The sequence below is a fragment of the Dokdonia sp. LLG6352-1 genome (genome assembly GCF_045055815.1).
In the GTDB taxonomy this organism is placed as follows: domain Bacteria; phylum Bacteroidota; class Bacteroidia; order Flavobacteriales; family Flavobacteriaceae; genus Dokdonia; species Dokdonia donghaensis.
Genome location: NZ_CP159329.1, coordinates 334,294 through 360,448, shown reverse-complemented (window position 1 = coordinate 360,448; position 26,155 = coordinate 334,294). Strand labels below are relative to the sequence as shown.

Below are 26,155 nucleotides of genomic sequence, written 5' to 3'. Positions count from 1 at the left end.
TTTTATTCGTATGCTGTAAATAGAACAATTACAGATTCATCTAGTATGTCATTTTGTACTGCTGCCGAACCTGTCGTACCTAGTGTGTACGTTACATTAAGATTAAATCCATTTGCAGTAAAGCTTGCCATAGATGCAGAGATAACACCTAGATTATTTCCGTTATTGTTAGTATATCTTAAGCCTATGCACTGTGCATTATTAGCATATCTAGATATGTTATTTATAGAGCTACCACTTCCGCCAGAAAATATAACCGCCTGTGCAATAGGGCTACCTGCACGTGCAAATCCATTCATTGCCCCAAACGTGTTTTCTAGTAAACCAGTATTATTTGCTCCTAGCGCATTGTCATCATTAATGTTAAACGAACCTATGTTAGGATGCGCCTTAAAAGTAACCTGCGACGGTTGGAATGGAATGCCAACAATAGCCTGAGTATATGTCCCGGTAGTGGTAAGTGTTGTATTATCTATTATAAAAAAACCAGTATATGTACCTGATGGCCCTACGGGTCCTTGTGGTCCTGTTGCTCCATCTGCACCTGCGGGTCCAGCCGGTCCTTGAGGTCCTGTTGCTCCGTCTGCACCTGCGGGACCTGCTGGTCCTTGTGGTCCTGTTGCTCCGTCTGCTCCTGCAGGTCCAGCCGGTCCTTGAGGTCCCGTTGCTCCGTCTGCTCCTGCAGGTCCTGCAGGTCCCGTTGCTCCGTCTGCACCTGCAGGTCCAGCTGGTCCTTGAGGTCCTGTTGCTCCGTCTGTACCTGCAGGTCCAGCCGGTCCTTGAGGTCCTGTTGCTCCGTCTGCTCCTTTAGGTCCTACTGGTCCTTGTGGTCCTGTTGCTCCATCTGCCCCTGCCGGACCTGTTGGTCCTTGTGGTCCTGTTGCTCCGTCTGCTCCTGCCGGTCCTACTGGTCCTTGCGGTCCTGTTGCTCCATCTGCTCCTGCGGGTCCTGTTGGTCCTTGCGGTCCTGTTGCTCCGTCTGCTCCTGCCGGACCTATTGGTCCTTGTGGTCCTGTTGCTCCATCTGCCCCTGCGGGACCTACTGGTCCTTGCGGTCCTGTTGTTCCGTCTGCTCCTGCGGGTCCTTGTGGCCCTTGAGCTCCATCTGCACCTGCCGGTCCAGCTGGTCCTTGAGGACCAACAATACCTACAGTTACAGGAATGTTATTTTCATTTGTATATGTAGCAGTTCCATTACCATTATCTACGAGTGTGGTAACAGTTTCAGAAACATCAACTTCAGTCAGTATAGCCAAAAATCCTGAGGCGGTATATTCAAATATGCGGTTTACATCCGTATTATAGACTAACATCCCTATTTCCAGATCTGCTGGGTCATAAGCGTCTATTTCTGACTGTGATGCTTTCTGCACATTTATTAAATATGCGGGGTCTGTGGTTTGCGCTTTCGCGAAAGCGATCACAGAGATAAACAGAATAAATAATATTTTTTTCATAATAGGGGTAGGGGATTAAAATCCTGGAATGGTTAATACTGTAAACATAAATTCTGAGTTGAAGAATGCACGGTCAGAACCACCATTGTCATTATCTCCAATGTTAACTGTAAATCCAGCTCCAGATTGTGCCGAGTATGATATACCTGGATCATCATTTCCTGCGCCTGCTCTTCCTGGCTGGCTTAACTGAATGATATAATTTGCATTAGGTAGAGCAGTAGTAAATGTTACTCTATATGTTCCTGTGCCTATATTTACTACAGTTGCATTAAAAAGTGCTCCACCACCAGCAGCACCTACTTTTCCTACTGAATAAACCGTAGGAGCGACTGCCATAAATGCTCCACCATCTGTTCCGACAGAGAGCGCATTGTCTGCATCTGCACTTACAACTTGAGCGGTAAAAGGATTACCAGCCTCATCAGTATAGGTAATCTCTCCTGTTGCTGTAGCATCTGTGGTAGTAGGGGTGTCGTCTTGTGCAAAAGTTGTAACTGTTTCTGCTGCGGCATCTGCCCATTCTGTGCCGGTTGCAGTAGCTGTTAGTACTTGTCCTACTGTTCCAGGTAAATCATTTTCGTCAAGTACAGGCCCGTCAAGGTCTAAAGTTTCATTAATTGTTACTGTTGTTGCGTTACTAGTCTCATCAATATTGATTGCTTCTATTCCTCCAACCGTTAATCCAATTTCATCTGCCGCAGGACTGTACATTCCTGTATTTGTGTCATCTGTAAATCTATACGCAGGTTCGCTAGCATTACCATCAGAATTTAAAAAACCTGCAGAACGAATAGCTCCCGTTACTTGTAGCTTGTTATCTGGTGTATTAGTACCAACTCCCAATCTATTATTTGCAGCATCCCAAAATAACTGGTCATTATCTTCAGTAGGGGTTTCGTCTGCTCCTGCAAAGAAAATAGAACCTTCAGTTCCTGTATGTTCTAGTGAACTTAAATCTACTGGGTTTGGAGTGCCGGTTTCATCTATAAACTCTAACTCGTTTGTAGTGTCGTCAAAGGTTAGTGAAGTTACTGTTTCTTCAATAGCAAAAGGAGTTGCACCTTCATTATTATATGTTGCAATAAGATTTGTATTTGCCGCTGTATTTAAGTCTGTAACGTCTGTGATTGTTTCATCAATTTCAACTGCTGTTCCATCTGCGTTTGTAACTGTTGCGATAAGGTTACCTGCAATAACATCTGTGATTGCGACACCATTTGTATCGATGATAACATCAGAACCATCATTATTTGTGAATGTGTATGTTCCGTCCGCATTATCTGTGATGTCAGCTTTAGCTACGGTGATTGTTGCACCTGCTTCGTTTGTGAAGGTTACGTTTCCGTCAGTTTCATCAGAGATTGTAGTAACTGTTTCAGCAATTGTAAAAGCTGTTGCGTCTTCAGCATTATAGGTAGCAATGGTGTTTGTAACTGCCGCTGCATTTAAGTCAGTAACGTCTGTGATTGTTTCATCAATTTCAACTGCTGTTCCATCTGCGTTTGTAACTGTCGCGATAAGGTTACCTGCAATGACATCTGTGATTGCGACACCATTTGTATCGATGATAACATCAGAACCATCATTATTTGTGAATGTGTATGTTCCGTCCGCATTATCTGTGATGTCAGCTTTAGCTACGGTGATTGTTGCACCTGCTTCGTTTGTGAAGGTTACGTTTCCGTCAGTTTCATCAGAGATTGTAGTAACTGTTTCAGCAATTGTAAAAGCTGTTGCGTCTTCAGCATTATAGGTAGCAATGGTGTTTGTAACTGCCGCTGCATTTAAGTCAGTAACGTCTGTGATTGTTTCATCAATTTCAACTGCTGTTCCATCTGCGTTTGTAACTGTCGCGATAAGGTTACCTGCAATGACATCTGTGATTGCGACACCATTTGTATCGATGATAACATCAGATCCATCATTGTTTGTGAATGTGTATGTTCCGTCTGCGTTATCTGTAATGTCAGCTTTAGCTACAGTGATTGTTGCACCTGTTTCATTGGTGAATGTTACGTTTCCGTCAGTTTCATCAGAGATTGTAGTAACTGTTTCAGCAATTGTAAAAGCTGTTGCGTCTTCAGCATTATAGGTAGCAATGGTGTTTGTAACTGCCGCTGCATTTAAGTCAGTAACGTCTGTGATTGTTTCATCAATTTCAACTGCTGTTCCATCTGCGTTTGTAACTGTCGCGATAAGGTTACCTGCAATGACATCTGTGATTGCGACACCATTTGTATCGATGATAACATCAGATCCATCATTGTTTGTGAATGTGTATGTTCCGTCTGCGTTATCTGTAATGTCAGCTTTAGCTACAGTGATTGTTGCACCTGTTTCATTGGTGAATGTTACGTTTCCGTCAGTTTCATCAGAGATTGTAGTAACTGTTTCAGCAATTGTAAAAGCTGTTGCGTCTTCAGCATTATAGGTAGCAATGGTGTTTGTAACTGCCGCTGCATTTAAGTCAGTAACGTCTGTGATTGTTTCATCAATTTCAACTGCTGTTCCATCTGCGTTTGTAACTGTCGCGATAAGGTTACCTGCAATGACATCTGTGATTGCGACACCATTTGTATCGATGATAACATCAGATCCATCATTGTTTGTGAATGTGTATGTTCCGTCTGCGTTATCTGTAATGTCAGCTTTAGCTACAGTGATTGTTGCACCTGTTTCATTGGTGAATGTTACGTTTCCGTCAGTTTCATCAGAGATTGTAGTAACTGTTTCAGCAATTGTAAAAGCTGTTGCGTCTTCAGCATTATAGGTAGCAATGGTGTTTGTAACTGCCGCTGCATTTAAGTCAGTAACGTCTGTGATTGTTTCATCAATTTCAACTGCTGTTCCATCTGCGTTTGTAACTGTCGCGATAAGGTTACCTGCAATGACATCTGTGATTGCGACACCATTTGTATCGATGATAACATCAGATCCATCATTGTTTGTGAATGTGTATGTTCCGTCTGCGTTATCTGTAATGTCAGCTTTAGCTACAGTGATTGTTGCACCTGTTTCATTGGTGAATGTTACGTTTCCGTCAGTTTCATCAGAGATTGTAGTAACTGTTTCAGCAATTGTAAAAGCTGTTGCGTCTTCAGCATTATAGGTAGCAATGGTGTTTGTAACTGCCGCTGCATTTAAGTCAGTAACGTCTGTGATTGTTTCATCAATTTCAACTGCTGTTCCATCTGCGTTTGTAACTGTCGCGATAAGGTTACCTGCAATGACATCTGTGATTGCGACACCATTTGTATCGATGATAACATCAGATCCATCATTGTTTGTGAATGTGTATGTTCCGTCTGCGTTATCTGTAATGTCAGCTTTAGCTACAGTGATTGTTGCACCTGTTTCATTGGTGAATGTTACGTTTCCGTCAGTTTCATCAGAGATTGTAGTAACTGTTTCAGCAATTGTAAAAGCTGTTGCGTCTTCAGCATTATAGGTAGCAATGGTGTTTGTAACTGCCGCTGCATTTAAGTCAGTAACGTCTGTGATTGTTTCATCAATTTCAACTGCTGTTCCATCTGCGTTTGTAACTGTCGCGATAAGGTTACCTGCAATGACATCTGTGATTGCGACACCATTTGTATCGATGATAACATCAGAACCATCATTGTTTGTGAATGTGTATGTTCCGTCTGCGTTATCTGTGATGTCAGCTTTAGCTACGGTGATTGTTGCACCTGCTTCATTTGTGAAAGTAACGTTTCCGTCAGTTTCATCAGATATTGTAGTAACTGTTTCTGCAATTGTAAAAGCTGTAGCATCTTCAGCATTATAGGTAGCAATGGTGTTTGTAACTGCCGCTGCATTTAAGTCAGTAACGTCTGTGATTGTTTCATCAATTTCAACTGCTGTTCCGTCGGCGTTTGTTACTGTCGCGATAAGGTTACCTGCAATGACATCTGTGATTGCGACACCGTTAGTATCAATAATTACATCAGATCCATCATTATTTGTGAATGTGTATGTTCCGTCCGCATTATCTATGATGTCAGCTTTAGCTACGGTGATTGTTGCACCTGCTTCATTTGTGAAAGTAACGTTTCCGTCAGTTTCATCAGAGATTGTAGTAACTGTTTCTGCAATTGTAAAAGCTGTAGCATCTTCAGCATTATAGGTAGCAATGGTGTTTGTAACTGCCGCTGCATTTAAGTCAGTAACGTCTGTGATTGTTTCATCAATTTCAACTGCTGTTCCGTCGGCGTTTGTAACTGTTGCGATAAGGTTACCTGCAATGACATCTGTGATTGCGCCACCATTTGTATCAATGATAACATCAGAACCATCATTATTTGTGAATGTGTATGTTCCGTCTGCGTTATCTGTGATGTCAGCTTTAGCTACGGTGATTGTTGCACCTGCTTCGTTTGTGAAGGTTACATTTCCGTCAGTTTCATCAGAGATTGTAGTAACTGTTTCTGCAATTGTAAAAGCTGTTGCGTCTTCAGCATTATAGGTAGCAATGGTGTTTGTAACTGCCGCTGCATTTAAGTCAGTAACGTCTGTGATTGTTTCATCAATTTCAACTGCTGTTCCATCTGCGTTTGTTACTGTCGCGATAAGGTTACCTGCAATGACATCTGTGATTGCGACACCATTTGTATCGATGATAACATCAGATCCATCATTATTTGTGAATGTGTATGTTCCGTCTGCGTTATCTGTAATGTCAGCTTTAGCTACAGTGATTGTTGCACCTGTTTCATTGGTGAATGTTACGTTTCCGTCAGTTTCATCAGAGATTGTAGTAACTGTTTCAGCAATTGTAAAAGCTGTTGCGTCTTCAGCATTATAGGTAGCAATGGTGTTTGTAACTGCCGCTGCATTTAAGTCAGTAACGTCTGTGATTGTTTCATCAATTTCAACTGCTGTTCCGTCGGCGTTTGTAACTGTTGCGATAAGGTTACCTGCAATGACATCTGTGATTGCGCCACCATTTGTATCAATGATAACATCAGAACCATCATTATTTGTGAATGTGTATGTTCCGTCTGCGTTATCTGTGATGTCAGCTTTAGCTACGGTGATTGTTGCACCTGCTTCGTTTGTGAAGGTTACATTTCCGTCAGTTTCATCAGATATTGTAGTAACTGTTTCAGCAATTGTAAAAGCTGTTGCGTCTTCAGCATTATAGGTAGCAATGGTGTTTGTAACTGCCGCTGCATTTAAGTCTGTAACGTCTGTGATTGTTTCATCAATTTCAACTGCTGTTCCATCTGCGTTTGTAACTGTTGCGATAAGGTTACCTGCAATGACATCTGTGATTGCGACACCGTTAGTATCAATAATTACATCAGACCCATCATTGTTTGTGAATGTGTATGTTCCGTCTGCGTTATCTGTAATGTTAGCTTTAGCTACGGTGATTGTTGCACCTGCTTCATTTGTGAAAGTAACGTTTCCGTCAGTTTCATCAGAGATCGTAGTAACTGTTTCAGCAATTGTAAAAGCTGTTGCGTCTTCTGCGTTATAGGTAGCAATAGTGTTTGTAACTGCCGCTGCATTTAAGTCAGTAACGTCTGTGATTGTTTCATCAATTTCAACTGCTGTTCCATCTGCGTTTGTAACTGTTGCGATAAGGTTACCTGCAATGACATCTGTGATTGCGACACCATTTGTATCGATGATAACATCAGAACCATCATTATTTGTGAATGTGTACGTTCCATCTGCGTTATCTGTGATGTCAGCTTTGGCCACGGTGATTGTTGCACCTGCTTCGTTTGTGAAGGTTACATTTCCGTCAGTTTCATCAGAGATCGTAGTAACTGTTTCAGCAATTGTAAATGCTGTTGCGTCTTCAGCGTTATAGGTAGCAATGGTGTTTGTAACTGCCGCTGCATTTAAGTCTGTAACGTCTGTGATTGTTTCTTCAGCCGTTACATCTACAAACAATGCTCCGTCTGCACCTGCAGTGATGTTGTTATCTGCATCTGCTGATATTAGATTTACATTAGCATTAGTAGCATCTTCGTTTGCGTAAGTAAGTTCCCCAGCGGCGATTGCTAGTTCCGTTACTGTTTCTTCTATAGCAAAAGGAGTAGCATCCTCATTGTTATATGTTCCAATCAGGTTTGTGTTTGCTGCAGCATTTAGATCTGTAACATCGGTTACTGTTTGTTCAGCCGTTACATCTACAAACAATGCTCCGTCTGCACCCGCAGTGATGTTGTTCTCTGCGTCTGCTGATATTAGATTTACATTAGCATTTGTAGCATCTTCGTTTGCGTAGGTAAGTTCCCCTGCAGCAATTGCTAATTCAGTTACTGTTTCTTCTATATTAGTTAGTGTTCCGTCAGCTTCTGTGATAGTTGCAATAACCTTTCCATCATTAATATCTGCAACAACTATCCCATTTGTGTTTATGACTACATCAGACCCATCATTATTAGTAAATGTGTAAGTTCCGTTTCCATTATCTGTGATATCTGACTTAGCTACTGTTTGTGGATCTCCATTTTCATCTGTATAGGTAATTAAACCATCCATTGCATCGGCAAATGTTGTTACAGTTTCATTAATATCTGTTGCATTTCCTGCCGCGTCAGTAACCGTTGCAATTGTATTGCCTGCTACAGTATTTGTGATATTAAAGCCGTTGGTATCAATTACTGTGGTTATTCCTGTTTCATCGGTATAACCATAAGTTCCATTGCCATTATCAACTAGGGTTGATACAGAAGTGTCTGCGATGGTCGTTGTTGTTCCGCTTGCGTCTGTGAAATCATATGTTCCGTCACCGTTATCTACTAAGGCTACTGTTCCTGCCGCTGCGTTGATTTCGTCTATAGCATCTTGCACGTTTGTGGCTACGAGTCCTGAAGTCGTATTGTCATAAGGATTTGCAGAAGCGTTTGTGTCGATTACTTGTGTTGCTCCTGTTTCATCTGTGTATGTGTATGTTCCGTCTGCGTTGTCTACGAGTGTTGATATCGAAGTATCTGCGATAGTCGTTGTTGTTCCACTTGCGTTTGTGAAATCATACGTTCCGTCTCCATTATCTACTAGCGCTACTGTTCCTGCCGCTGCGTTTATTTCATCAATAGCATCTTGAACATTTGTTGCTACGAGTCCTGAAGTTGTATTGTCATAAGGATTTGCAGAAGCGTTTGTGTCGATTACTTGCGTTGCTCCTGTTTCATCTGTGTAGGTGTATGTTCCGTCTGCGTTGTCAACGAGTGTTGATATCGAAGCATCTGCAATAGTCGTTGTTGTTCCGCTTGCGTCTGTGAAATCATATGTTCCGTCTCCATTATCTACTAGCGCTACTGTTCCTGCCGCTGCGTTGATTTCATCAATAGCATCTTGAACATTTGTTGCTGCTAATCCAGATGTTGTATTGTCATAAGGATTTGCAGAAGCGTTTGTGTCGATTACTTGCGTTGCTCCTGTTTCATCTGTGTAGGTGTATGTTCCGTCTGCGTTGTCAACGAGTGTTGATATCGAAGTATCTGCAATAGTCGTTGTTGTTCCGCTTGCGTCTGTAAAATCATACGTTCCGTCTCCATTATCTACTAGCGCTACTGTTCCTGCCGCTGCGTTGATTTCATCAATTGCGTCTTGAACATTTGTTGCTACTAGTCCTGACGTTGTGTTGTTATATGGATTTGCAGAAGCGTTTGTATCGATTACTTGTGTTGCTCCTGTTTCATCTGTGTATGTGTATGTTCCGTCTGCATTGTCAACGAGTGTAGAGATAGATGTATCTGCGATGGTCGTTGTTGTTCCGCTTGCGTCTGTGAAATCATATGTTCCGTCGCCATTATCTACAAGTGCTACTGTTCCTGCTGCTGCGTTTATTTCGTCTATAGCGTCTTGCACATTTGTTGCTGCTAATCCAGATGTTGTATTGTCATAAGGATTTGCAGAAGCGTTTGTATCGATTACTTGTGTTGCTCCTGTTTCATCTGTGTATGTGTATGTTCCGTCTGCATTGTCAACGAGTGTAGAGATAGATGTATCTGCGATGGTCGTTGTTGTTCCGCTTGCGTCTGTGAAATCATATGTTCCGTCGCCATTATCTACAAGTGCTACTGTTCCTGCTGCTGCGTTTATTTCGTCTATAGCGTCTTGCACATTTGTTGCTGCTAATCCAGATGTTGTATTGTCATAAGGATTTGCAGAAGCGTTTGTGACAATTACTTGCGTTGCTCCTGTTTCATCTGTGTAGGTGTATGTTCCGTCTGCGTTGTCAACGAGTGTTGATATCGAAGTATCTGCGATAGTGGTTGTTGTTCCACTTGCGTCTGTGAAATCGTAAGTTCCGTCGCCATTATCTACGAGTGCTACTGTTCCCGCAGCTGCGTTTATTTCGTCTATGGCATCTTGCACATTAGTTGCTACGAGTCCTGACGTCGTGTTGTCATATGGATTTGCAGAAGCGCTTGTGTCGATTACTTGCGTTGCTCCTGTTTCATCTGTGTAGGTGTATGTTCCGTCTGCATTGTCAACTAGCGTTGAGATCGAAGTGTCTGAGATAGTTGTTGTATTTCCTAAAACATCTGTGAAAGTATATGTGCCGTCATTATTATCTGTAAGTGTTACGTTTACGGAGTTTATTTGGCTTAAGATTTCATCAATAGCATCTTGAACATTTGTAGATACTAAACCAGATGTTGAATTGTCATACGGATTTGCAGAAGCGTTTGTGTCTATATTTTGTGTTGCTCCTGTTTCATCTGTATAGGTGTATGTTCCGTCTCCATTGTCTACTAGTGTAGATATTGAGGTGTCAGAAATAGTTATAGTAGTGCCACTTGCATCTGTAAATTGATAAGTCCCATCGCCATTATCTATTAGGCCTACCGTACCTATAGCCGCGTTTATTTCTTCGATAGCATCTTGAACATTTGTAGAAAGTAAACCTGTCCCTGTATTATCAAAACTATTACCCTCGGCTGAAATGTCTATAATTTGCGTTGCTCCTGTTTCGTCTGTATATGTGTACGTTCCGTCTCCGTTATCTACTAAGGTGGAGATAGAAGTATCTGCGATAGTCGTGGCTGTTCCACTTGCATCTGTAAAAACGTAAGTACCGTCTCCATTATCTACAAGGGCTACTGTTCCTGCTGCTGCATTGATTTCGTCTATAGCGTCTTGCACATTTGTCGCAACAAGCCCTGATGTTGTGTTATCATAAGGATTTGAAGATGCCTGAGTGTTTATGATTTGCGAATTTCCATTTGCATCTGTATAGGTGTATGTCCCATCTCCATTGTCAATTATCATTGAAGCCATCTGGCATAGACTTAGCCAGTTAGATCCATCATATTGATAAAAACAGCCCTCGTCTGTATTAAAAACAAGACCTCCTGCAAGAGGAGTTATACTGTTCATTTGAGAAGTACTAACTCTTGTTGCCACAAGAACCTTGCTCGTGCTTTCAAGTTCGAGTAGCGATGCTGCATCTATAGTATTCGGATTATCACCTACCTTAACCTGACCAATGGCAGATATAGATAGTATGAGAAAACTTGTTAGGGTAAGTAGTTTTTTCATTTGAGGGATCATAAAATTAGCAATTTTCATTTTCGCGGAATTTACACATTTACTTGTACAAATTTTGTTAAAAATATATACGTAATGCAAAGCTTATTAGTTCTAATTTAGAATAAAATTTATTCTAGGTTCAAAGTTAAAATAAGGGCATTGTAAATCAGTAACTTTCAGACGAAGCGCAGTTTTGTATCGATGAAATGCATATTTTATAAAAATGTTGCATTCAAATATTTTTTAATTTTTTCCTTGTGTATCGTTTAAAAAGATTTATTTTTGCCTCGCTTTAATATTTAGGCTTGTTAGTAAAGCCTTTTGTTAATTACCTTTTGAAGAACAATCTTCAATAAATGCGGGAGTAGCTCAGTTGGTAGAGCGTCAGCCTTCCAAGCTGAATGTCGCCAGTTCGAACCTGGTCTCCCGCTCAAAGAAAAAGCCCTGTATATCTACAGGGCTTTTTTATTTTATTTCGCGAAAGCGTAATCTATAATTTAATTGTAGACAAAGAGTCAATCTCATAAGGCTCCTTATCTTGTTTAAATACTCGAGCTGTGTGGTCACCCTGTAATGTAATTTCTTTATCCTTTACTCGTATCCAGCTTCCTTCTCGCATTCCTAACACTGGGACTGTATTGTAAATGTGGTATTCTTTAATACGTGTCTCTCGGGTTTCACCCATATGCGTAGAGTCTGTATCTGGATCTAGGTAATGCGGGTTTACATTAAAAGGTAAAACTCCCAATGTTTTAAAACTTGGCGGGTAGGCAATAGGCATATCATTTGTAGTTTGCATCGTGAGGCCACAAAGGTTACTCCCAGCGCTTGTGCCTAGGTAGGGAGTGCCGTTTAAGATTACATCTCTGAGTGTGTGCATTACATCTAGTTTGTATAACTGGTTAACTAGTACAAACGTATTTCCTCCACCTGTAAATATACCTTGAGCAACCTTTAGGGCTTCTGTTGCGTCTTTATAAGTATGGAGGCCTCTTACAGAGATATTAATTTTTGAGAAAGCTTTTTGAGCAATAGTGGTATAATCATCGTGAGTGATGCCACCTGGTCGAGCATACGGTATAAATATAATCTCAGTTACATTATGAAATAACGTTTTAAGTTCTGGAAGGAGATACTCTAAATAAGTGCCTCCGTAAATAGTAGAGGTGCTTGCGGCGATAATATTTTTTGGCATATCAATTCTTTATTCAAAAATACAAACTAGAGCAGGTAAAGTGAATTAACAAAACATTAAACCTAAAGCGTAAAGAGCTGACCTATTTTTACAACCAACATAAAACAGTATACTATCGCGAGACATTACATCTATATAATTCCCATATTGTTATGTATGAGTAGTTTACTCACTGCTCAAAATAGCTCAATGTTAGAAGGTAAAATTCTTAATGATAGTATTGAGGTTGCTTCCATAACAGTTGTAAATATTAATATGCGCGCGGGTACTGTTACTAATCTAGATGGGGTTTTTGAAATACCAGTGCGAGTAAATGACACGCTTAACATAAGTGCTGTGCAGTATGAGAGTAAGCGCATAATAATTACTCCAGTCATATATAAACGTATGAAACTCTCACTTTATCTCATACCTAAACTCAATGAGCTAGATGAAGTGGTCATAAGTAACATTGATCTTACGGGAGATATAACTAAGGATCTCAAGGCAGTGCCACTTAAGAGGTTTATCTCGCCGTCATCTTTAGGTATACCAGAAAATGCAAAACCTTCGATGACAGTAGAAGAGCGTAGAGTTTATAGTGCTACTGCAGGAGCTGGTCCACTAGGCTCCCTTATAAACGCCATAAGCGGGCGTACCAAAATGCTAAAAAAGCATTTAAAAATTTCAAAATTTAAGATGATGGTTGAGCAAAATCATCAAACATTTTCTGATAGTACATATATGAAGTCTTTAAATATACCAGAAGACCTTATAGAAGATTTTGTATACTATGTTTTTGAAGATAAAAAAGCCGTACGTTTATCAAATCAAGGCGACACAATGGCTATCTTAGGTTTAATGTTACAAAAATCTACCGCATATTTGAAACGTAAGGAGTCTGAGGGCGTCTTACTTAATAAATCTACTAACGATGATTAAGTATATAAACTTCTGTTTGTTTTTTTTAATTTCCACAGTGTTATATTCTCAAGATGTAATAATGCTAGAGGGTCAAGTTCTTAATGATACTATAGATAAGGCAAATCTTACCGTGGTAAATATGACATTAAGAACAGGGACGATAACCTCACAAAACGGAAAATTTGTTATAAAAGCGAGGCTTAATGATACCATAAATGTGAGCGCAGTACAATATGAGCCTAGACAGTTTGTGGTAAATAATACGATGTTCAATAGAGGTAAAATCACCTTGTATTTAATACCAAAAATTACAGAGCTTGATCAAGTAACGATAAGTAATATAGATCTCACTGGTGATATAACAAAAGACGTGGGTACTACAGAGTATGAGATAAAAATCACACCTACAGATTTAGGTATACCAGAAAACACAGCCCCACCGCGCACGGTAGAAGAGCGTCGCTATTATACAGCTGTAACCAGTGGGGGAGGCATCCCGCTAGACGGACTCATAAACTCAATCACTGGCAGATTAAAAATGCTCAAAAAACATATTGAAATATCAAGGTTTGAAAAACTAGTGCAAGAAAGTAGGCACAGCTTTTCAGATAGTGTGTATATGAATGAGCTAGCTATAAATAAAGAATCTATAGAAGATTTTGTGTATTATACCTTTGAAGACCCAAAGGCAAAAGAGCTCGTAGATACAGATAATGTCTTGGGACTGCTTGAGTTTATGATGAAAAAGTCAGAAGACTATAGAAAACTTGTACCTCAAGATTAAGTAATGGCACATTTATTGAAAATTTTATAGTACGCTTTCGCGAAAGCGTAAACCCATCATCTAAATTCATTATGAGAAAAGTTCTTTTACTATTTATAATCGCTCCATTGCTTATGGGAGCCTCATTACATAAATATTACCTCAGTGTTACGGATGTAGTGTATGACGAGCAAGAAAAATCCATACAAATGATATCGCGGTTATTTTATGATGATCTTGAAGCTGTGCTCCAAGAGCGTTATGATGAAACCATTGTAGTAGATGCAACCGCAAATCAAGAAAAACTGGACCTTTACCTAAATAAATACCTTCAAAAAAAGCTCATAATAACCGTAAATGGAGAAAAAAGACAGCTCCAGTTTTTAGGTAAGGAGTATGAAGATGATTATGTGGTTTGCTATGTAGAAATCACAGATGTAGAACTAATTAAAACATTTGAGATAGATAATGAGCTACTTATGGATTTGTTTCCAGACCAAAAAAATATGGTACATACTACTATAGGAAAGAACAAGAAAAGTTTTCTACTTACTGCGGGAAATGCTAAAGGGTTGTTAAAATTTTAAAAATTATCCCAAAACACTGCTAAGGATGGCTATTTTTAGAGCTAAAACTAATTCAACACACTTATGATTCGTTACTCGTATATGCTGCTCGCAGCATTTTTACTTCTAGGCACAAGCGCTTTTGCTCAAGAAGAACAAACAGAAGAGCGTGCAATGGGGCACGAAAACACAAACAGGTTTAGACAACTTTACAATGAAATGTCTACACCTAACCAGTACAGAACAGCCTCTGGAGCGCCAGGTCACGCATACTACCAGAATAATGCAGATTACAAAATGCAAATAGAACTTAATGATGATACACACATCATTAATGGGTTTGAAACAATTACGTACACAAATAACTCTCCAGACGATCTTGAGTATCTATGGGTACAACTTGATCAAAACGTAAGAGAGAAAGATTCACCTGCCAAAGAGAAAAACGGTGGAGGAGTTGGAGCTGTATCGCAGCCAGGTTCTTTTGTGGGATCATATATGAAAAGTGAGCCTTTTGATGGAGGTTTTAAAATAGAAGAGGTAAAGTCTAATGGTCGTAGCCTTAACCACACCATCAACTGGACGATGATGCGCATAGATATGCCACAGCCTCTTAAAGCTGGCGAGTCTTACACATTTTCTATAAAGTGGAACTATCTTATACCAGAACACACGGTAGATCGTGCTAGATCTGGTTATGAAACTTATAAAGACGGTAATAAAGGATATATCATCGCACAGTTCTTCCCAAGAATGGCAGTATACAATGATGTAGAAGGATGGCAGAACTACCAGTTCTGGGGTAACGGAGAGTTTGCATTACCTTTTGGAGATTATGAAGTAGATATTACGGTACCAAAAGATCACCTACTTGATGGTACAGGTGAGATTGTAAACCTAAAAGATGTTTACAGTAAAGAAGAAATGAAGAGATGGGAGCAGGCAAAAAAATCTTATGATAAGCCTGTTATCATCCGTACTCAAGCAGAGGCAGAAAAAATGGCCGCTGGAAAAATGAAAGCAACACAAACGTGGAAGCTTAGAGCAAAAAACGTGCGTGACTTTGCATTTACATCATCACGTCGTTACATAATGGATGCACAGGCAGTAAAGTTTCCAGAGCGTGATGTAATGGCTATTTCTATCTACCCACCAGAAGGAAATCCATTATGGGAGGAGTACTCTACAAAAGCAATTGTACAAACACTAGATACCTACTCAAAGTATACTTTTAACTACCCTTACCCAAAGGCTATTTCTGTACACGCAAAGGGTCAAGGTATGGAGTACCCTATGATCTGTTGGAACTATGGTCGTCCTAACGAAGATGGAACGTACAGTGACAGAACAAAATTTGGTATGATCTCAGTAATTATACACGAGGTAGGTCATAACTACTTCCCTATGATTGTAAACAGTGACGAGCGCCAGTGGGGATGGATGGATGAAGGTCTAGATACCTTTATGCAGTACCTTACAGAGCAAGAGTTTGGTCAAAACTATCCAGAAGCTATAAAAGGAAATGACGCATACCCATCAAGACGAGGAGCACCTTCTAAAATAGTAGGGTATATGAAAGGAAATCAAGAATATATAGCGCCTATTATGTCTAACCCAGAGAACGCTTTTAACCTAGGTGCAAATGCCTATGGTAAGCCAGCAACTGCTCTTAATATCTTAAGAGAGACTGTAATGGGGCACGATCTTTTTGATCACGCGTTTAAAACATATGCACAACGCTGGATGTTTAAACACCCTACACCAGAAGATTTCTTCCGTACGATGGAAGATGCATCTGCAGTAGATCTTGACTGGTTCTGGAGAGGATGGTTTTATAGTACAGAGGCTGTAGATATAGGTCTTAAAGATGTAAAGCAGTACTATGTGACAGATAAAGTAACAGAGGCTGGAAAGGCATTACTAGCTCGTTATGGTATTACAGATCCTAGTCAAATTCAAGCTATTTATGTAGTAGATGAAGATAGCCCAGAATTTACAGAAGATATGAGAGGTAAAGATATGCTAGAAGCATCACCTACCCTTAAAGAATATCTTATGGATAACTTTACTCCAGAAGAGCGCGCAAAGATCAAAACCCCTAAGTTTTTATACAAAGTAGTTTTTGAGAAGCCAGGAGGAATCCCAATGCCTATTATTGTTGAGTATGAATATGCAGATGGATCAAAAAAGAAAGTTACATACCCAGCACAAGTGTGGAGAAAGAATGATGCAGAGGTAAGTAAAGCAATAGCTTCAGATAAGGAAATTGTAAAAATTACAGTAGATCCAGATCTTGAAACAGCAGATATTGATACAGATAACAACAGCTGGCCTAAAGCAAAAAAGCTAGGTAAGTTTGATAAGTTTAAAAACAATGCAAAGGGTAACTAGTAACTAATACCTTTGTCACTATTTATAAAGCCGTTTCTCAATCTTGAGAAACGGCTTTTTTATTACATAGACTTCTAAAGTATTAATAGTACAAGTGGCTGTAAACCATCTTAGCTTGTTTTAACAGAGCCTTTACATAGCTCTTCTTAATAGGGCTGTGGTTGCTAAGTTTATTGTGTTACTGTATTTGTGGAGCTTTTTACGCTTTCGCGAAAGCGTAATTATAACCATCTATTGAGTAGTTATTTTTACTGGAGAAAAGTCTTTTAAAACTTGTAAGACATTCCAAATTGTGCACCTATATAATATGGTCTAAAGTTACTTAGGTTATTTGCATAAGGATTGAGTTGATATCTAAAAACAGGCTCAACATTAAGACGCCATTTTTCGTTTATATTATAATGGCCACCTAAACCAAAGTTAAATGCTAGACTCAGCCCGTTGAGATTAGTTTCACGACCTACAAATATGGATTGTCCAGAGGCCGCGGTTGCATATATTTCATTATTACTCAGGATTAATAAGCTCAAACCAGGGTTTACACTAAATGAAACACGTTTATTTATAAATCTATATTGGAAACCTACTGGAACCTCTATGTAAGAAATATTTTGCTCTATAGAGACGATGTCATTTGCATTAAAAAAACTTTGCGCTTCTGGAGAGCTTTCTGTACTACTACCGCTATTTAAGTTAGCTAAGTTTATAGCAGAAAGTTCATAGATATTAATATTTCCATCTGTTACAGATACTTGAAAGTTATCTGTTTGATATTTTAATGGAGCATAGCCTATACCTAGTCTAAGGCTACTTTTTTCGCCTAGTGTGTAGTCTACGCGCATACCATATCCTACTGTAGATATCGCGTCACGGGGATTGTTTACTAGTCTATCATCTATAGAAGATCCTTTACTTACAGAACCATAACTTAATACACTGGTGTATGGAGAGATGGCAATCTCATATTCTGTAGCGTTTCTACGATCTTCGGCACGTTCTTCTTCTGTTTTAGGTAGTTTTATTTTTTTCTTTGCTCTTGTGTTTGAAGTGAGCGCCTTTTGTACAACCTTGTTAATACTATCTGTCTTTTTCTTTATGACAGCCGCCACTTCTATAGCTGCTTGCTCTTTTTGCTGAGCAATCTCGAGTTCTAATGCCTTCTTGACCTCGGCTTTATACTTTGCAAGAGCCTCTTCATTACCTTTGCTAGTGTAATGAAGTTGAGGGGTGTAACTTTCGTTACTGCGGTTACTGTTTGAAGCCGCAGTAGCACTGTTGTTTTTAAGCGCTTCAATTTCTATTAATGAGTAATTGATTTTGTTACTAGAACTAATAGTATTAATAGTTGGCCTATTTGTAGCTAACCCTGATTGAATTATTACTGTCTGTGAGTTGTAAGTGGTGTCTTGTTGTATCGTTTGTACTTTATCTTGCTCACCAGTAGTCGCTGTAGTGTTTTTATCTTCTATAGATTTTGAAGTTGTGGTTAACGCATCTTCTATATTAACGTTATCAGAGTCTTTAATAGTCTCGCTATTTACTAAGCTTTGTTTCTCTTTTTTTACGACTTCCTCTGGTTGAGCAAACCAAAGTAAGCTTAGTGCTCCTATAATAATAGCACTTCCAAAATAATACCAAAATGGCGCTATACGACGGCCTTTAGTCTGGTCAAGTTCTGCGGCAATATTATCCCATAGTCCAGCATCTGGTGATTGCTCTATACCACCTAGACGCTCTTTAAAGAGTTTGCCTATGTCTTTTCTAGTTCCCATTTACTATGGAATTTTTTTGAGCAGCCGTTAAGGCTATTATTCTTTCTTTTAATATTAGTTTGGCTCTGTGCAAATTAGATTTAGATGTGCCTTGGCTTATATTTAAGGCCATTGCAATCTCTTTATGAGTGTAGTTATCTAGTTGGTACAGGTTAAATACAAGTCTATATCTATCTGGTAATTCTTGCACTAGCTTGAGTAATGTTTGCAAGGGTATAGCCGTATCATCTTGATCTATAGTCGTGTCCTCTTCTTGAACCTGATGATCATCTATAGACTCTAAATATGGTTTTCTCTTATATCTATCTATTGCTTTATTTATAACAATGCGCTTCATCCACCCTTCAAAAGAGCCTGCATTTTTATAAGTATTAATTTTTGTAAATATGGTTACAAATGAGTCTTGAAGATTATCTTGAGCTTCATCTCTGTTTTTACAATACTTCATACTAAGCGCAAAAAGTCTATCCTTGTATACATTGTACAAAGACTGCTGTGCCTTACGGTCACCCTTTTTACATTTTTTTAAAAGCTTCTCTAGCTCCAAGAGATTTGATGTTAAACAGTGAGTATATAAAAAGCTTAAGATCTTTTGGGGTGTAAAAAGAGTTCTTAAGCTTTCAATATATTATTAAGATATTTTCAATTTCATAGCAACTTATTTCTGTTCTTCATAATAAAGACTAGAAGTTATAAAAAGGTTGCGTGAAAACGTAATTTTTTATCAGTAAGGATACCTGTAAAGTTAACAATGCTACTTATTTAAAATAAGAAGCACCCTGTAGAAGTGGGGTGATTATGATATAAAACCTTTAATTAACCTCTGTGTTAATTATAAAATCTATGTTGAGACCACCATTAACAGCTGTATTTGTTGAAGTAAAAACACGACCATCTGTAAGTAATAATTCAAATCTTGTTGTAAAAATATCACCAGCTGCAATGCTAGAAGATGTATTGTTTGTGTTACTTAAAAACTGATCTGCAGTAATTGCTAGGTCATAGACAGGAAAGCTGTTTTCGCCGGCAATAAAGTTACTAGCCGCAATAGTCTCAAAAAGAATTTCTTGCTCTACAAGTGCCTCTGTGCTGTCTCCACTCATCTCAGATAGGTCGTAGTAGGTTAGATACACTCTCATCTCTTCTAGAAGTGTCCCATTCTCATCATCCCTATATTCTAGTCTCGCTTCTAGTGAGCCCTGAGCATCTTCTTGAGAGATTGTGTTATTTGTGGTACTTACTAATTCTATTACAGCTCCATTTGAAGCCGAATCTGCAATACTGCTCAAGTTAACATTGTCATCATCACAGCTAGCAAATACCATAATTATTACGAGAAAGTAAATAGCTTTAAATTTCATAGTTTTTCGATTTTTTGATTAACCATAGCAATGTACAAATCTGTTTTAAATGAGGCTAGATAAGTAAAGTCAACTATTATCGGGAGTTACTTAATGGTTTAAAAGTGATAGGATAACGCTTTCGCGAAAGCGTAAACGCAACCCTAAAAAAATCAATCTATTTGGAACCCTTTTTTTAAGTCATTTTACAAACGCACTATAACTAGCGAGACGTAGTGCGCTGTCTTAATATTGAAAAAAACTTAAATATGTGGTTAAGTTTTCTTGGCGCACACTACTAAGACGTACTGTGCACTTGGATAAGTAGGTATAACTGCTTTAAATCTTACTAAAGTAGTGACTTATCCCAGATAGAATGCTCTGTACTGCATAAGCTGCGAGTATAAGTCCCATAATCTTACTTATGACAGTAATTCCGTAATTACCTATACGTTGTTGTAACCTATTTGCACCTAAAAGTATCAAGCAGGTGAGGCCTATAACTATAAGCACAAGCACGGTAGTGATAAGTTGTTCTTGTATAGAATATAAATGATTGTCTGTGAGTAAAACAACCGCCATTATAGCTCCTGGAGACGCTATAGAGGGTATCGCAATAGGAAAGATAGTAACGTGTTTATAATCTGTGATGCCATTTTTTTCTTGATCTGGCTTGCCATCACCAAAAATCATAGTAAGGGCAAAGAGAAATAAAATCACACCTCCAGAAATCTGAAATGCGTCTAGCGAGACAGACATTCCCTCAAGTATAAGCTGGCCTATAACAATAAAAAAGAGTAATATCATAAACGCCATAACAGAGGCTCTTATGGCAATTTTCTTTTTATACCTTAAGTCAAACTCCTTAGTCGCCTCAAGGTAAACAGGTATTGTCCCTATGGGATCAATAACGGCAAATATGAAAAATATAGAGGTAAATATCTCTGTCATAACAAATATTTATACGCCAAACTGGCCTAAGTGATAATCAAGGTGCTTATACTCAAGTTGTCCCCATTGCTCGTGAGTAAAGTGGCCAAACATAGGGTGTGGTTGCCACTCTTGTTGCTCACGTTTGTTATAAAAAGCATCTACCATAGATAGAAGTTTCTCACGCTCAAGATCTAGATCACGGCTATCTGTGATTTTTGCCTCTGGAGCTGTAGGCAGGTTTTTACGCCAGGGCTTATCATTATATAAAGATTTTTTAAATAACCGCATAATAGGGTTCCACTTTGCTTTTCTTGGTTTGTCACTTAGTGCTACCTTAAAAGGAAATTGACAGTGCGTTACCATTTGCCCTACATTCATCTTACCCCAGCGAGCTGCGCTATCTGGTTGTAAGGCTTGTATTCTGGTTTTTGTCTCTTGGTATGTGGTTGGGTCAAAAAGTGATTTCATAGCCAGTTCTTTGCGATTAATTTTCTTATATCAATATTAGACTATTAATGTACAATAATTACGGCTTCCTTTAAAAATGTGAGCAATCTTGATGTTTATGTTTTCTTTAAAATGCAATAAGATATAATATTGTAAAACCCTATATTTAAGGCTTATGCAAGAAAACACTGTAAAAGACACGTCCTCTTACATTTCAATAAAAAACTGGTCTGAAGATGATAGACCCAGAGAGAAATTAATGATTAAAGGTCGCTCTGTCCTTTCAGATGCAGAGCTTATCGCTATACTTATAGGCTCTGGCTCGCGAGAAGAGAGTGCCGTATCCCTTAGTAAACGCATTCTCTCACAAGCCGAAAATAACTTGTCTGAGCTGGGTAAACTTTCGGTAAAGGATTTAATGAAGTTTAAAGGAATAGGAGAGGCAAAGGCAGTCACTATCGCAGCGGCACTAGAGCTGGGTAGAAGACGTAGTGGCGGAGAGACGCTTTCGCGAAAGCGTATTACTTCTTCAAAAGATGCATATACCATATTACAACCCATTATAGGAGAATTGCCGCACGAAGAATTCTGGGTGTTGTTTCTTAATAATTCTAATAAAGTCTTACGCAAGGAGCAGGTAAGTAAAGGAGGTCTTACAGGCACGCTGGTAGATGTGCGTATGGTTATGAAAACGGCCATAGAGCTTAGTGCTGTGGGGATGATACTAGGGCACAATCACCCATCTGGAACGCTCAAACCCTCTCAGGCAGATAAGATGCTTACTACAAAGTTAAAAACCGCTGCTCAAAGCCTAGATATACAAGTATTAGACCATATTATTGTGACCGAAAAGCAGTATTTTAGCTTTGCCGATGATGGTATTCTATAACAGCAGCGCCCCATATGTTACTTGTTTACACGCACAAAATTACGCCTCGTGTCTCTTATGTTTTTAAACATATTTGCACTAGAGTACTGGGGGTGTCTGTAAAATTTACCACTAAGCTAGAAGAGTTTATTGCATACGAAGGAGCAAAACTCTCGTACACGTCAAAAAAGCTAGGTAATGAGTTGCACATACGTAGTGTAGATTTACTTTTTGAGCAAGGGATACTAGCCATAGATATTGCTGTGCAAGACTGGGAAGGTGTACCGTGTTTTTTTCAAATAAAAGACGCTAGTGCACAAATTCCTTATGATATTTTTGCTGCTTCTTTTTACCTCTTAAGTAGGTATGAGGAGTACTTACCACACGTAAAAGATTGTTTAGGTCGCTTTCCGGCAAGTGAGAGTCTAGCGGGTATGCACAACTTTTTAGAGCAGCCTGTGATAGATATATGGATACAGCGATTTGCTCGTGTACTTACAACTCAATTTCCAGATTTAATTACAAAAAAAACAGACTATAAAGTTCATATGCTCGTTACCGTTCCTCAGGCATTTAAGTATAAAAAACTTGGTGTACTGCGTGCTGTAGGGGGTTATTTTAGAGATTTTGGAAAATTACGCTTTCGCGAAATTTTAAAACGCTCACAAGTACTTCTCGGAACAAGGAAGGACCCTTATGACAGCTTTGGCTGGCTTGCAAACGTGCAAAAACAAAGTGCTATTCCGTTTCAAATATTTTTTCAAATAGGTGATTACGGGCAGACAGGAAAAAATATAAAGCACTCAAAACGCAGCTTTCAAAGTACCATAAAAATGATAGGTGATTATTGCAGCGTAGGTTTACTATTATCACCACAAGCAGCGACAGATAGACAGGCGCTGGCAATAGAGCGTAAACGTCTGGAGGAAATTATACACAGGCCTATGAGAAGTATGCACGTCTCAAACTTTAAACTTAATTTACCATATGTATACAGAGATGCTCTAGATCAAGAAATACAGAGCGATTATACAATGGGATATGCAGATATTACTGGTTTTAGAGCAGGTACCTCACAATCTTTTTTATTTTATGATCTAGACTACGAGATACAAACGCCATTACTTATACATCCCGTATGTATGCAGTCTGATAATGTGATTAATTATAAAAATCACACTATAGATTTTGTAAACCTCAAAGCGTTGAGTGATCGTATAAAGAAAGTAAATGGGGTCTTTAGAATTTCGTTTTCAAATCACTCTTTTGATGATATATACAGTAAAAAACTTTTTAGACACCTACTAGCAGATGAGTAAAATTACAGACGTATTTTTTGATCTTGACCACACCCTTTGGGATTTTGATCGCAATAGTGGTCTTGCGTTTATAAAGATTTTTGAAAGAAATAATCTCAGTATTAACTACAACGAGTTTCTTGAGGTGTATAGCCCTATTAATTTCCAGCAATGGAAATGGTACAGAGAAGAGCGCATCACAAAAGCCCAGCTACGTTACGGAAGGTTTAAAAAAACATTTGACAAGATGGGAATCTCCGTCACAGATGATATTATAGACAAACTCTCTGATGATTATATAGAATGTCTTCCAGAAAACAATCATCTTTTTGAAGGCACTATAGAACTGCTAGATTACTTATCGCCTAGATACAAGATGCATATTATTACAAACGGTTTTCACGAAGTGCAAACTACAAAAATGCATAAATCTGGACTTGCACCATATTTTGAAACGATGACCTCTAGTGAGTCTGTGGGGGTTAAAAAACCTAATGAAAAGATATTTCACTTTGCAATGGATAAAGCTGGCGTTGCGGCAGATCAAAGTATAATGATAGGAGATACTTATGAGGCAGATATTGTAGGAGCGCTTAAAGTAGGTATGGACGCCATTTGTTTTAATTATCATAAATTAAAACTTCCACAAGAGATTAAGGTTGTAGATGAAATAACACATCTCAAGAGTTTTCTATAATAGCAATAACACATAGACTACAAGCGTTTGCATTACATAAAGAACCCCACATATGAAGCCATCGTCAGTAAAACTATTTTTAGGTTGTGTCTTTTCGATATTGCTATATTGTAGCTCTTGTGTAGATGATGTAGATTTTGATCGCCTAGATGAGGTCGTACTTACACCCAGGCTAGATGCAGATTTGTTGTTTTTTACTGTAAACTACACTAGTTTGATTAATGAGGAGATTGTAAATAATCAAATAATACTGAGAGACACGACCCAGCTTAACTTTCTAGATGATGAGGTTACTCAAGAAAATCTAGTAGAGGTAGAAATTACATATAGAGCAACAAATAGTTTTAACCAGTCTATTACAAATAGGTCCATTTTTCTGAGTGAGAACGGAGTTATACAATATGAGATAATCTTTCCTGTTTCTGGTTCTAATAGCGGAGAGCCAGTTGTAACAGAGTTTACAGAGACTGTAACACAACAAGAGCTGCAAAGTATCCGTAATTCCATACAACTAGCAAATGAAGTTATTATTGATGCCGGGACATTACCTCAAACTGGTGAATTGAACTTACAGAGTAAAGCTATTTATTCTCTAGAATTTTCAGATCTGTAAGATGAAAAATAGATTAGTACTCTTCTTCCTATTTTGTACGTCTTATGTTTTTTCTCAGAACAGGCCTCAGCTCTATAATGTTGATGCATTACCGCAAAGCCTGTTAAGCAATCCAGGGACGGCAGTAAGTTTTGATAAACACATAGGAGTTCCATTGCTCTCTGGTCTGTCTTTTGAGGCAGGTTCATCTGGAGTAAGTGCTTATGACATCTTTAGAGATGATATTTCTATTAATGAAGCGATTAGTAATGCTCTTTTTGATTTGAGTAGTACAGACTATTTTAATGCAAACGTGCAAGTGGAGCTCCTCTCATTTGGGTGGCGTTCTTCAAAATCAGACATATATTATTCTGGTGGAATATATCACGAGATAGATGTATTCTCATATTTTCCTAAAGATCTAGCAACACTTGCATATAACGGTAATGCAGGTTATATAGATGTACCTTTTGAGTTTTCTGAGTTGGCTTTTACAGCAGAGGCGCTTTCGGTATACCATTTTGGAATAAATAAAAAAATAAACGATTCCTGGCAACTAGGCGTGAGAGCAAAAATGTATATGAGCGTCACAAATGTAAATAGTATAAATAATAGAGGAGATTTTACCACAAGAACAACACCTAATGGGCCTAATTTTTATACTCATACACTGCGCAATGTTAGTCTCGTGGCAAATACCTCTGGTGTTGCGTCTTTTTATGATGACGAGATAGATACAGACGTTACAGAGCTTGTAAGCAATGCCTTTTTAAGTAAAAACTATGGATTTGGATTAGATATAGGTTTTACTCATTTTATTAATGAGCAATGGTCTATTACAGGAAGTGTCATAGATTTAGGTGTTATAAGTCATAAGGATGATGTGCGCAATTTTACAGCGAGTGGTAACTATGAGACCAATGGTATAGAGCTTACATTTCCTGCGCTTATTGAGGGTGATGAGTTTACAGACTATTGGCAAGATATAGAAGATGAGTTTAAAGACTCGATAAACACAAATGATAGCTTGTCAAATAATTACACATCTTGGAGGCCAGTAAAGTTTAATACATCTGTACAATATGCTTTTGGTGAAGATCGTAGTGGTACTTGTAATTGCCGGGCTTCTAGTTCAAGAAAATATGTAAATAAGCTAGGGCTTCATTTAAATACTATTAGGAGACCTAGAGGGTTACAAACAGCCATTACTGCTTATTATGATAAAGATTGGACTAGTGGCCTACTTACGAGACTTACCTATACGTACGATAAGCGTTCTGCCACTAATCTAGGGTTCTTAGTAAGTACTAAAATTAATAAATTTAATCTTTATCTTGCCACAGACAATTTAATGCAATATACAAATGTTGCAAAAGCCAGAGGAGCAAGTCTACAGCTGGGTATGCAGCTAGTTTTTGATAATAAATTATAA

At 38.7% G+C, this 26,155-nt stretch carries 17 protein-coding genes and 1 tRNA gene; 10 read left to right on the top strand and 8 right to left on the bottom strand.

Annotated elements, in window-relative coordinates; genetic code table 11:
• Nucleotides 1-2: 2 nt before the first annotated feature.
• Together ABVM49_RS01650 and ABVM49_RS01645 are read right to left on the bottom strand one after the other, a co-directional pair.
• Nucleotides 3-1,457, bottom strand: a complete 1,455-nt coding sequence (locus ABVM49_RS01650) for a hypothetical protein (protein WP_405202746.1) — start codon at nucleotides 1,455-1,457, stop codon at nucleotides 3-5.
• Nucleotides 1,458-1,472: 15 nt separating this feature from the next.
• A complete protein-coding gene (locus tag ABVM49_RS01645; RefSeq protein WP_405202745.1) occupies nucleotides 1,473-10,997 on the bottom strand; it encodes a hypothetical protein in 9,525 nt (3,174 codons plus the stop codon).
• A 319-nt stretch (nucleotides 10,998-11,316) separates the two neighbouring features.
• Here ABVM49_RS01645 and ABVM49_RS01640 point away from each other — a divergent pair.
• Nucleotides 11,317-11,389, top strand: a tRNA-Gly gene (locus tag ABVM49_RS01640).
• A 59-nt stretch (nucleotides 11,390-11,448) separates the two neighbouring features.
• On the opposite strand, the gene pepE is transcribed toward ABVM49_RS01640, so the two are convergent.
• Nucleotides 11,449-12,153 carry a dipeptidase PepE gene (gene pepE / locus ABVM49_RS01635; RefSeq protein WP_405202744.1) on the bottom strand — a complete coding sequence of 235 codons (705 nt, stop codon included), beginning with the start codon at nucleotides 12,151-12,153 and terminating at the stop codon, nucleotides 11,449-11,451.
• A 156-nt stretch (nucleotides 12,154-12,309) separates the two neighbouring features.
• Here pepE and ABVM49_RS01630 point away from each other — a divergent pair, with 156 nt between their 5' ends.
• The 4 genes from ABVM49_RS01630 to ABVM49_RS01615 all read left to right on the top strand — a co-directional run bounded on the left by ABVM49_RS01630 (nucleotide 12,310) and on the right by ABVM49_RS01615 (nucleotide 16,776).
• Nucleotides 12,310-13,074 (top strand): carboxypeptidase-like regulatory domain-containing protein, encoded by a 765-nt coding sequence (locus tag ABVM49_RS01630; protein ID WP_405202743.1) that lies wholly within the window; start codon nucleotides 12,310-12,312, stop codon nucleotides 13,072-13,074.
• Nucleotides 13,067-13,840 (top strand): hypothetical protein, encoded by a 774-nt coding sequence (locus tag ABVM49_RS01625; protein ID WP_038599534.1) that lies wholly within the window; start codon nucleotides 13,067-13,069, stop codon nucleotides 13,838-13,840. The genes ABVM49_RS01630 and ABVM49_RS01625 overlap by 8 nt, the downstream gene beginning before the upstream one ends.
• Nucleotides 13,841-13,911: 71 nt before the next feature.
• Nucleotides 13,912-14,406: a DUF6702 family protein gene (locus tag ABVM49_RS01620; protein WP_405202742.1), complete on the top strand. Its 495-nt coding sequence runs from the start codon at nucleotides 13,912-13,914 to the stop codon at nucleotides 14,404-14,406.
• A 63-nt stretch (nucleotides 14,407-14,469) separates the two neighbouring features.
• Complete coding sequence (locus ABVM49_RS01615; RefSeq protein ID WP_375252657.1) at nucleotides 14,470-16,776, top strand: M1 family metallopeptidase; 2,307 nt, start codon at nucleotides 14,470-14,472, stop codon at nucleotides 16,774-16,776.
• A gap of 266 nt (nucleotides 16,777-17,042) precedes the next feature.
• Here ABVM49_RS01615 and ABVM49_RS01610 read toward each other — a convergent pair whose 3' ends face one another.
• The 5 genes from ABVM49_RS01610 to ABVM49_RS01590 form a co-directional block, all read right to left on the bottom strand.
• Nucleotides 17,043-18,548, bottom strand: a complete 1,506-nt coding sequence (locus tag ABVM49_RS01610) for a hypothetical protein (RefSeq protein ID WP_405202741.1) — start codon at nucleotides 18,546-18,548, stop codon at nucleotides 17,043-17,045.
• The gene (locus tag ABVM49_RS01605; RefSeq protein WP_038599546.1) at nucleotides 18,538-19,095 is read right to left on the bottom strand and encodes an RNA polymerase sigma factor; all 558 of its coding nucleotides are present in this window, start codon (nucleotides 19,093-19,095) and stop codon (nucleotides 18,538-18,540) included. Before ABVM49_RS01605 ends, ABVM49_RS01610 begins: the two co-directional genes overlap by 11 nt.
• Nucleotides 19,096-19,360: 265 nt before the next feature.
• The gene (locus tag ABVM49_RS01600) at nucleotides 19,361-19,909 is read right to left on the bottom strand and encodes a hypothetical protein (RefSeq protein WP_405202740.1); all 549 of its coding nucleotides are present in this window, start codon (nucleotides 19,907-19,909) and stop codon (nucleotides 19,361-19,363) included.
• A gap of 318 nt (nucleotides 19,910-20,227) precedes the next feature.
• The gene (locus ABVM49_RS01595; protein WP_405202739.1) at nucleotides 20,228-20,839 is read right to left on the bottom strand and encodes a MarC family protein; all 612 of its coding nucleotides are present in this window, start codon (nucleotides 20,837-20,839) and stop codon (nucleotides 20,228-20,230) included.
• 9 nt (nucleotides 20,840-20,848) lie between these two features.
• Nucleotides 20,849-21,289, bottom strand: coding sequence for a DUF1569 domain-containing protein (locus ABVM49_RS01590; protein WP_038599554.1), 441 nt, complete (start codon nucleotides 21,287-21,289; stop codon nucleotides 20,849-20,851).
• A 154-nt stretch (nucleotides 21,290-21,443) separates the two neighbouring features.
• Between ABVM49_RS01590 and radC the strand changes: the two genes are divergently transcribed.
• The 5 genes from radC (at nucleotide 21,444) to ABVM49_RS01565 (ending at nucleotide 26,155) form a co-directional block, all read left to right on the top strand.
• Nucleotides 21,444-22,157: a DNA repair protein RadC gene (gene radC / locus ABVM49_RS01585; RefSeq protein ID WP_038599557.1), complete on the top strand. Its 714-nt coding sequence runs from the start codon at nucleotides 21,444-21,446 to the stop codon at nucleotides 22,155-22,157.
• 92 nt (nucleotides 22,158-22,249) lie between these two features.
• On the top strand, nucleotides 22,250-23,455 hold the full coding sequence (locus tag ABVM49_RS01580) for a polysaccharide deacetylase family protein (RefSeq protein ID WP_405202738.1): 1,206 nt from the start codon (nucleotides 22,250-22,252) through the stop codon (nucleotides 23,453-23,455).
• Nucleotides 23,448-24,131: a YjjG family noncanonical pyrimidine nucleotidase gene (locus tag ABVM49_RS01575; protein WP_375252651.1), complete on the top strand. Its 684-nt coding sequence runs from the start codon at nucleotides 23,448-23,450 to the stop codon at nucleotides 24,129-24,131. Before ABVM49_RS01580 ends, ABVM49_RS01575 begins: the two co-directional genes overlap by 8 nt.
• Before the next feature lie 52 nt (nucleotides 24,132-24,183).
• Entirely contained in the window at nucleotides 24,184-24,744 is a 561-nt protein-coding gene (locus tag ABVM49_RS01570; protein ID WP_405202737.1) for a hypothetical protein, read from the top strand.
• 1 nt (nucleotide 24,745) lies between these two features.
• A complete protein-coding gene (locus ABVM49_RS01565) occupies nucleotides 24,746-26,155 on the top strand; it encodes a DUF5723 family protein (protein WP_405202736.1) in 1,410 nt (469 codons plus the stop codon).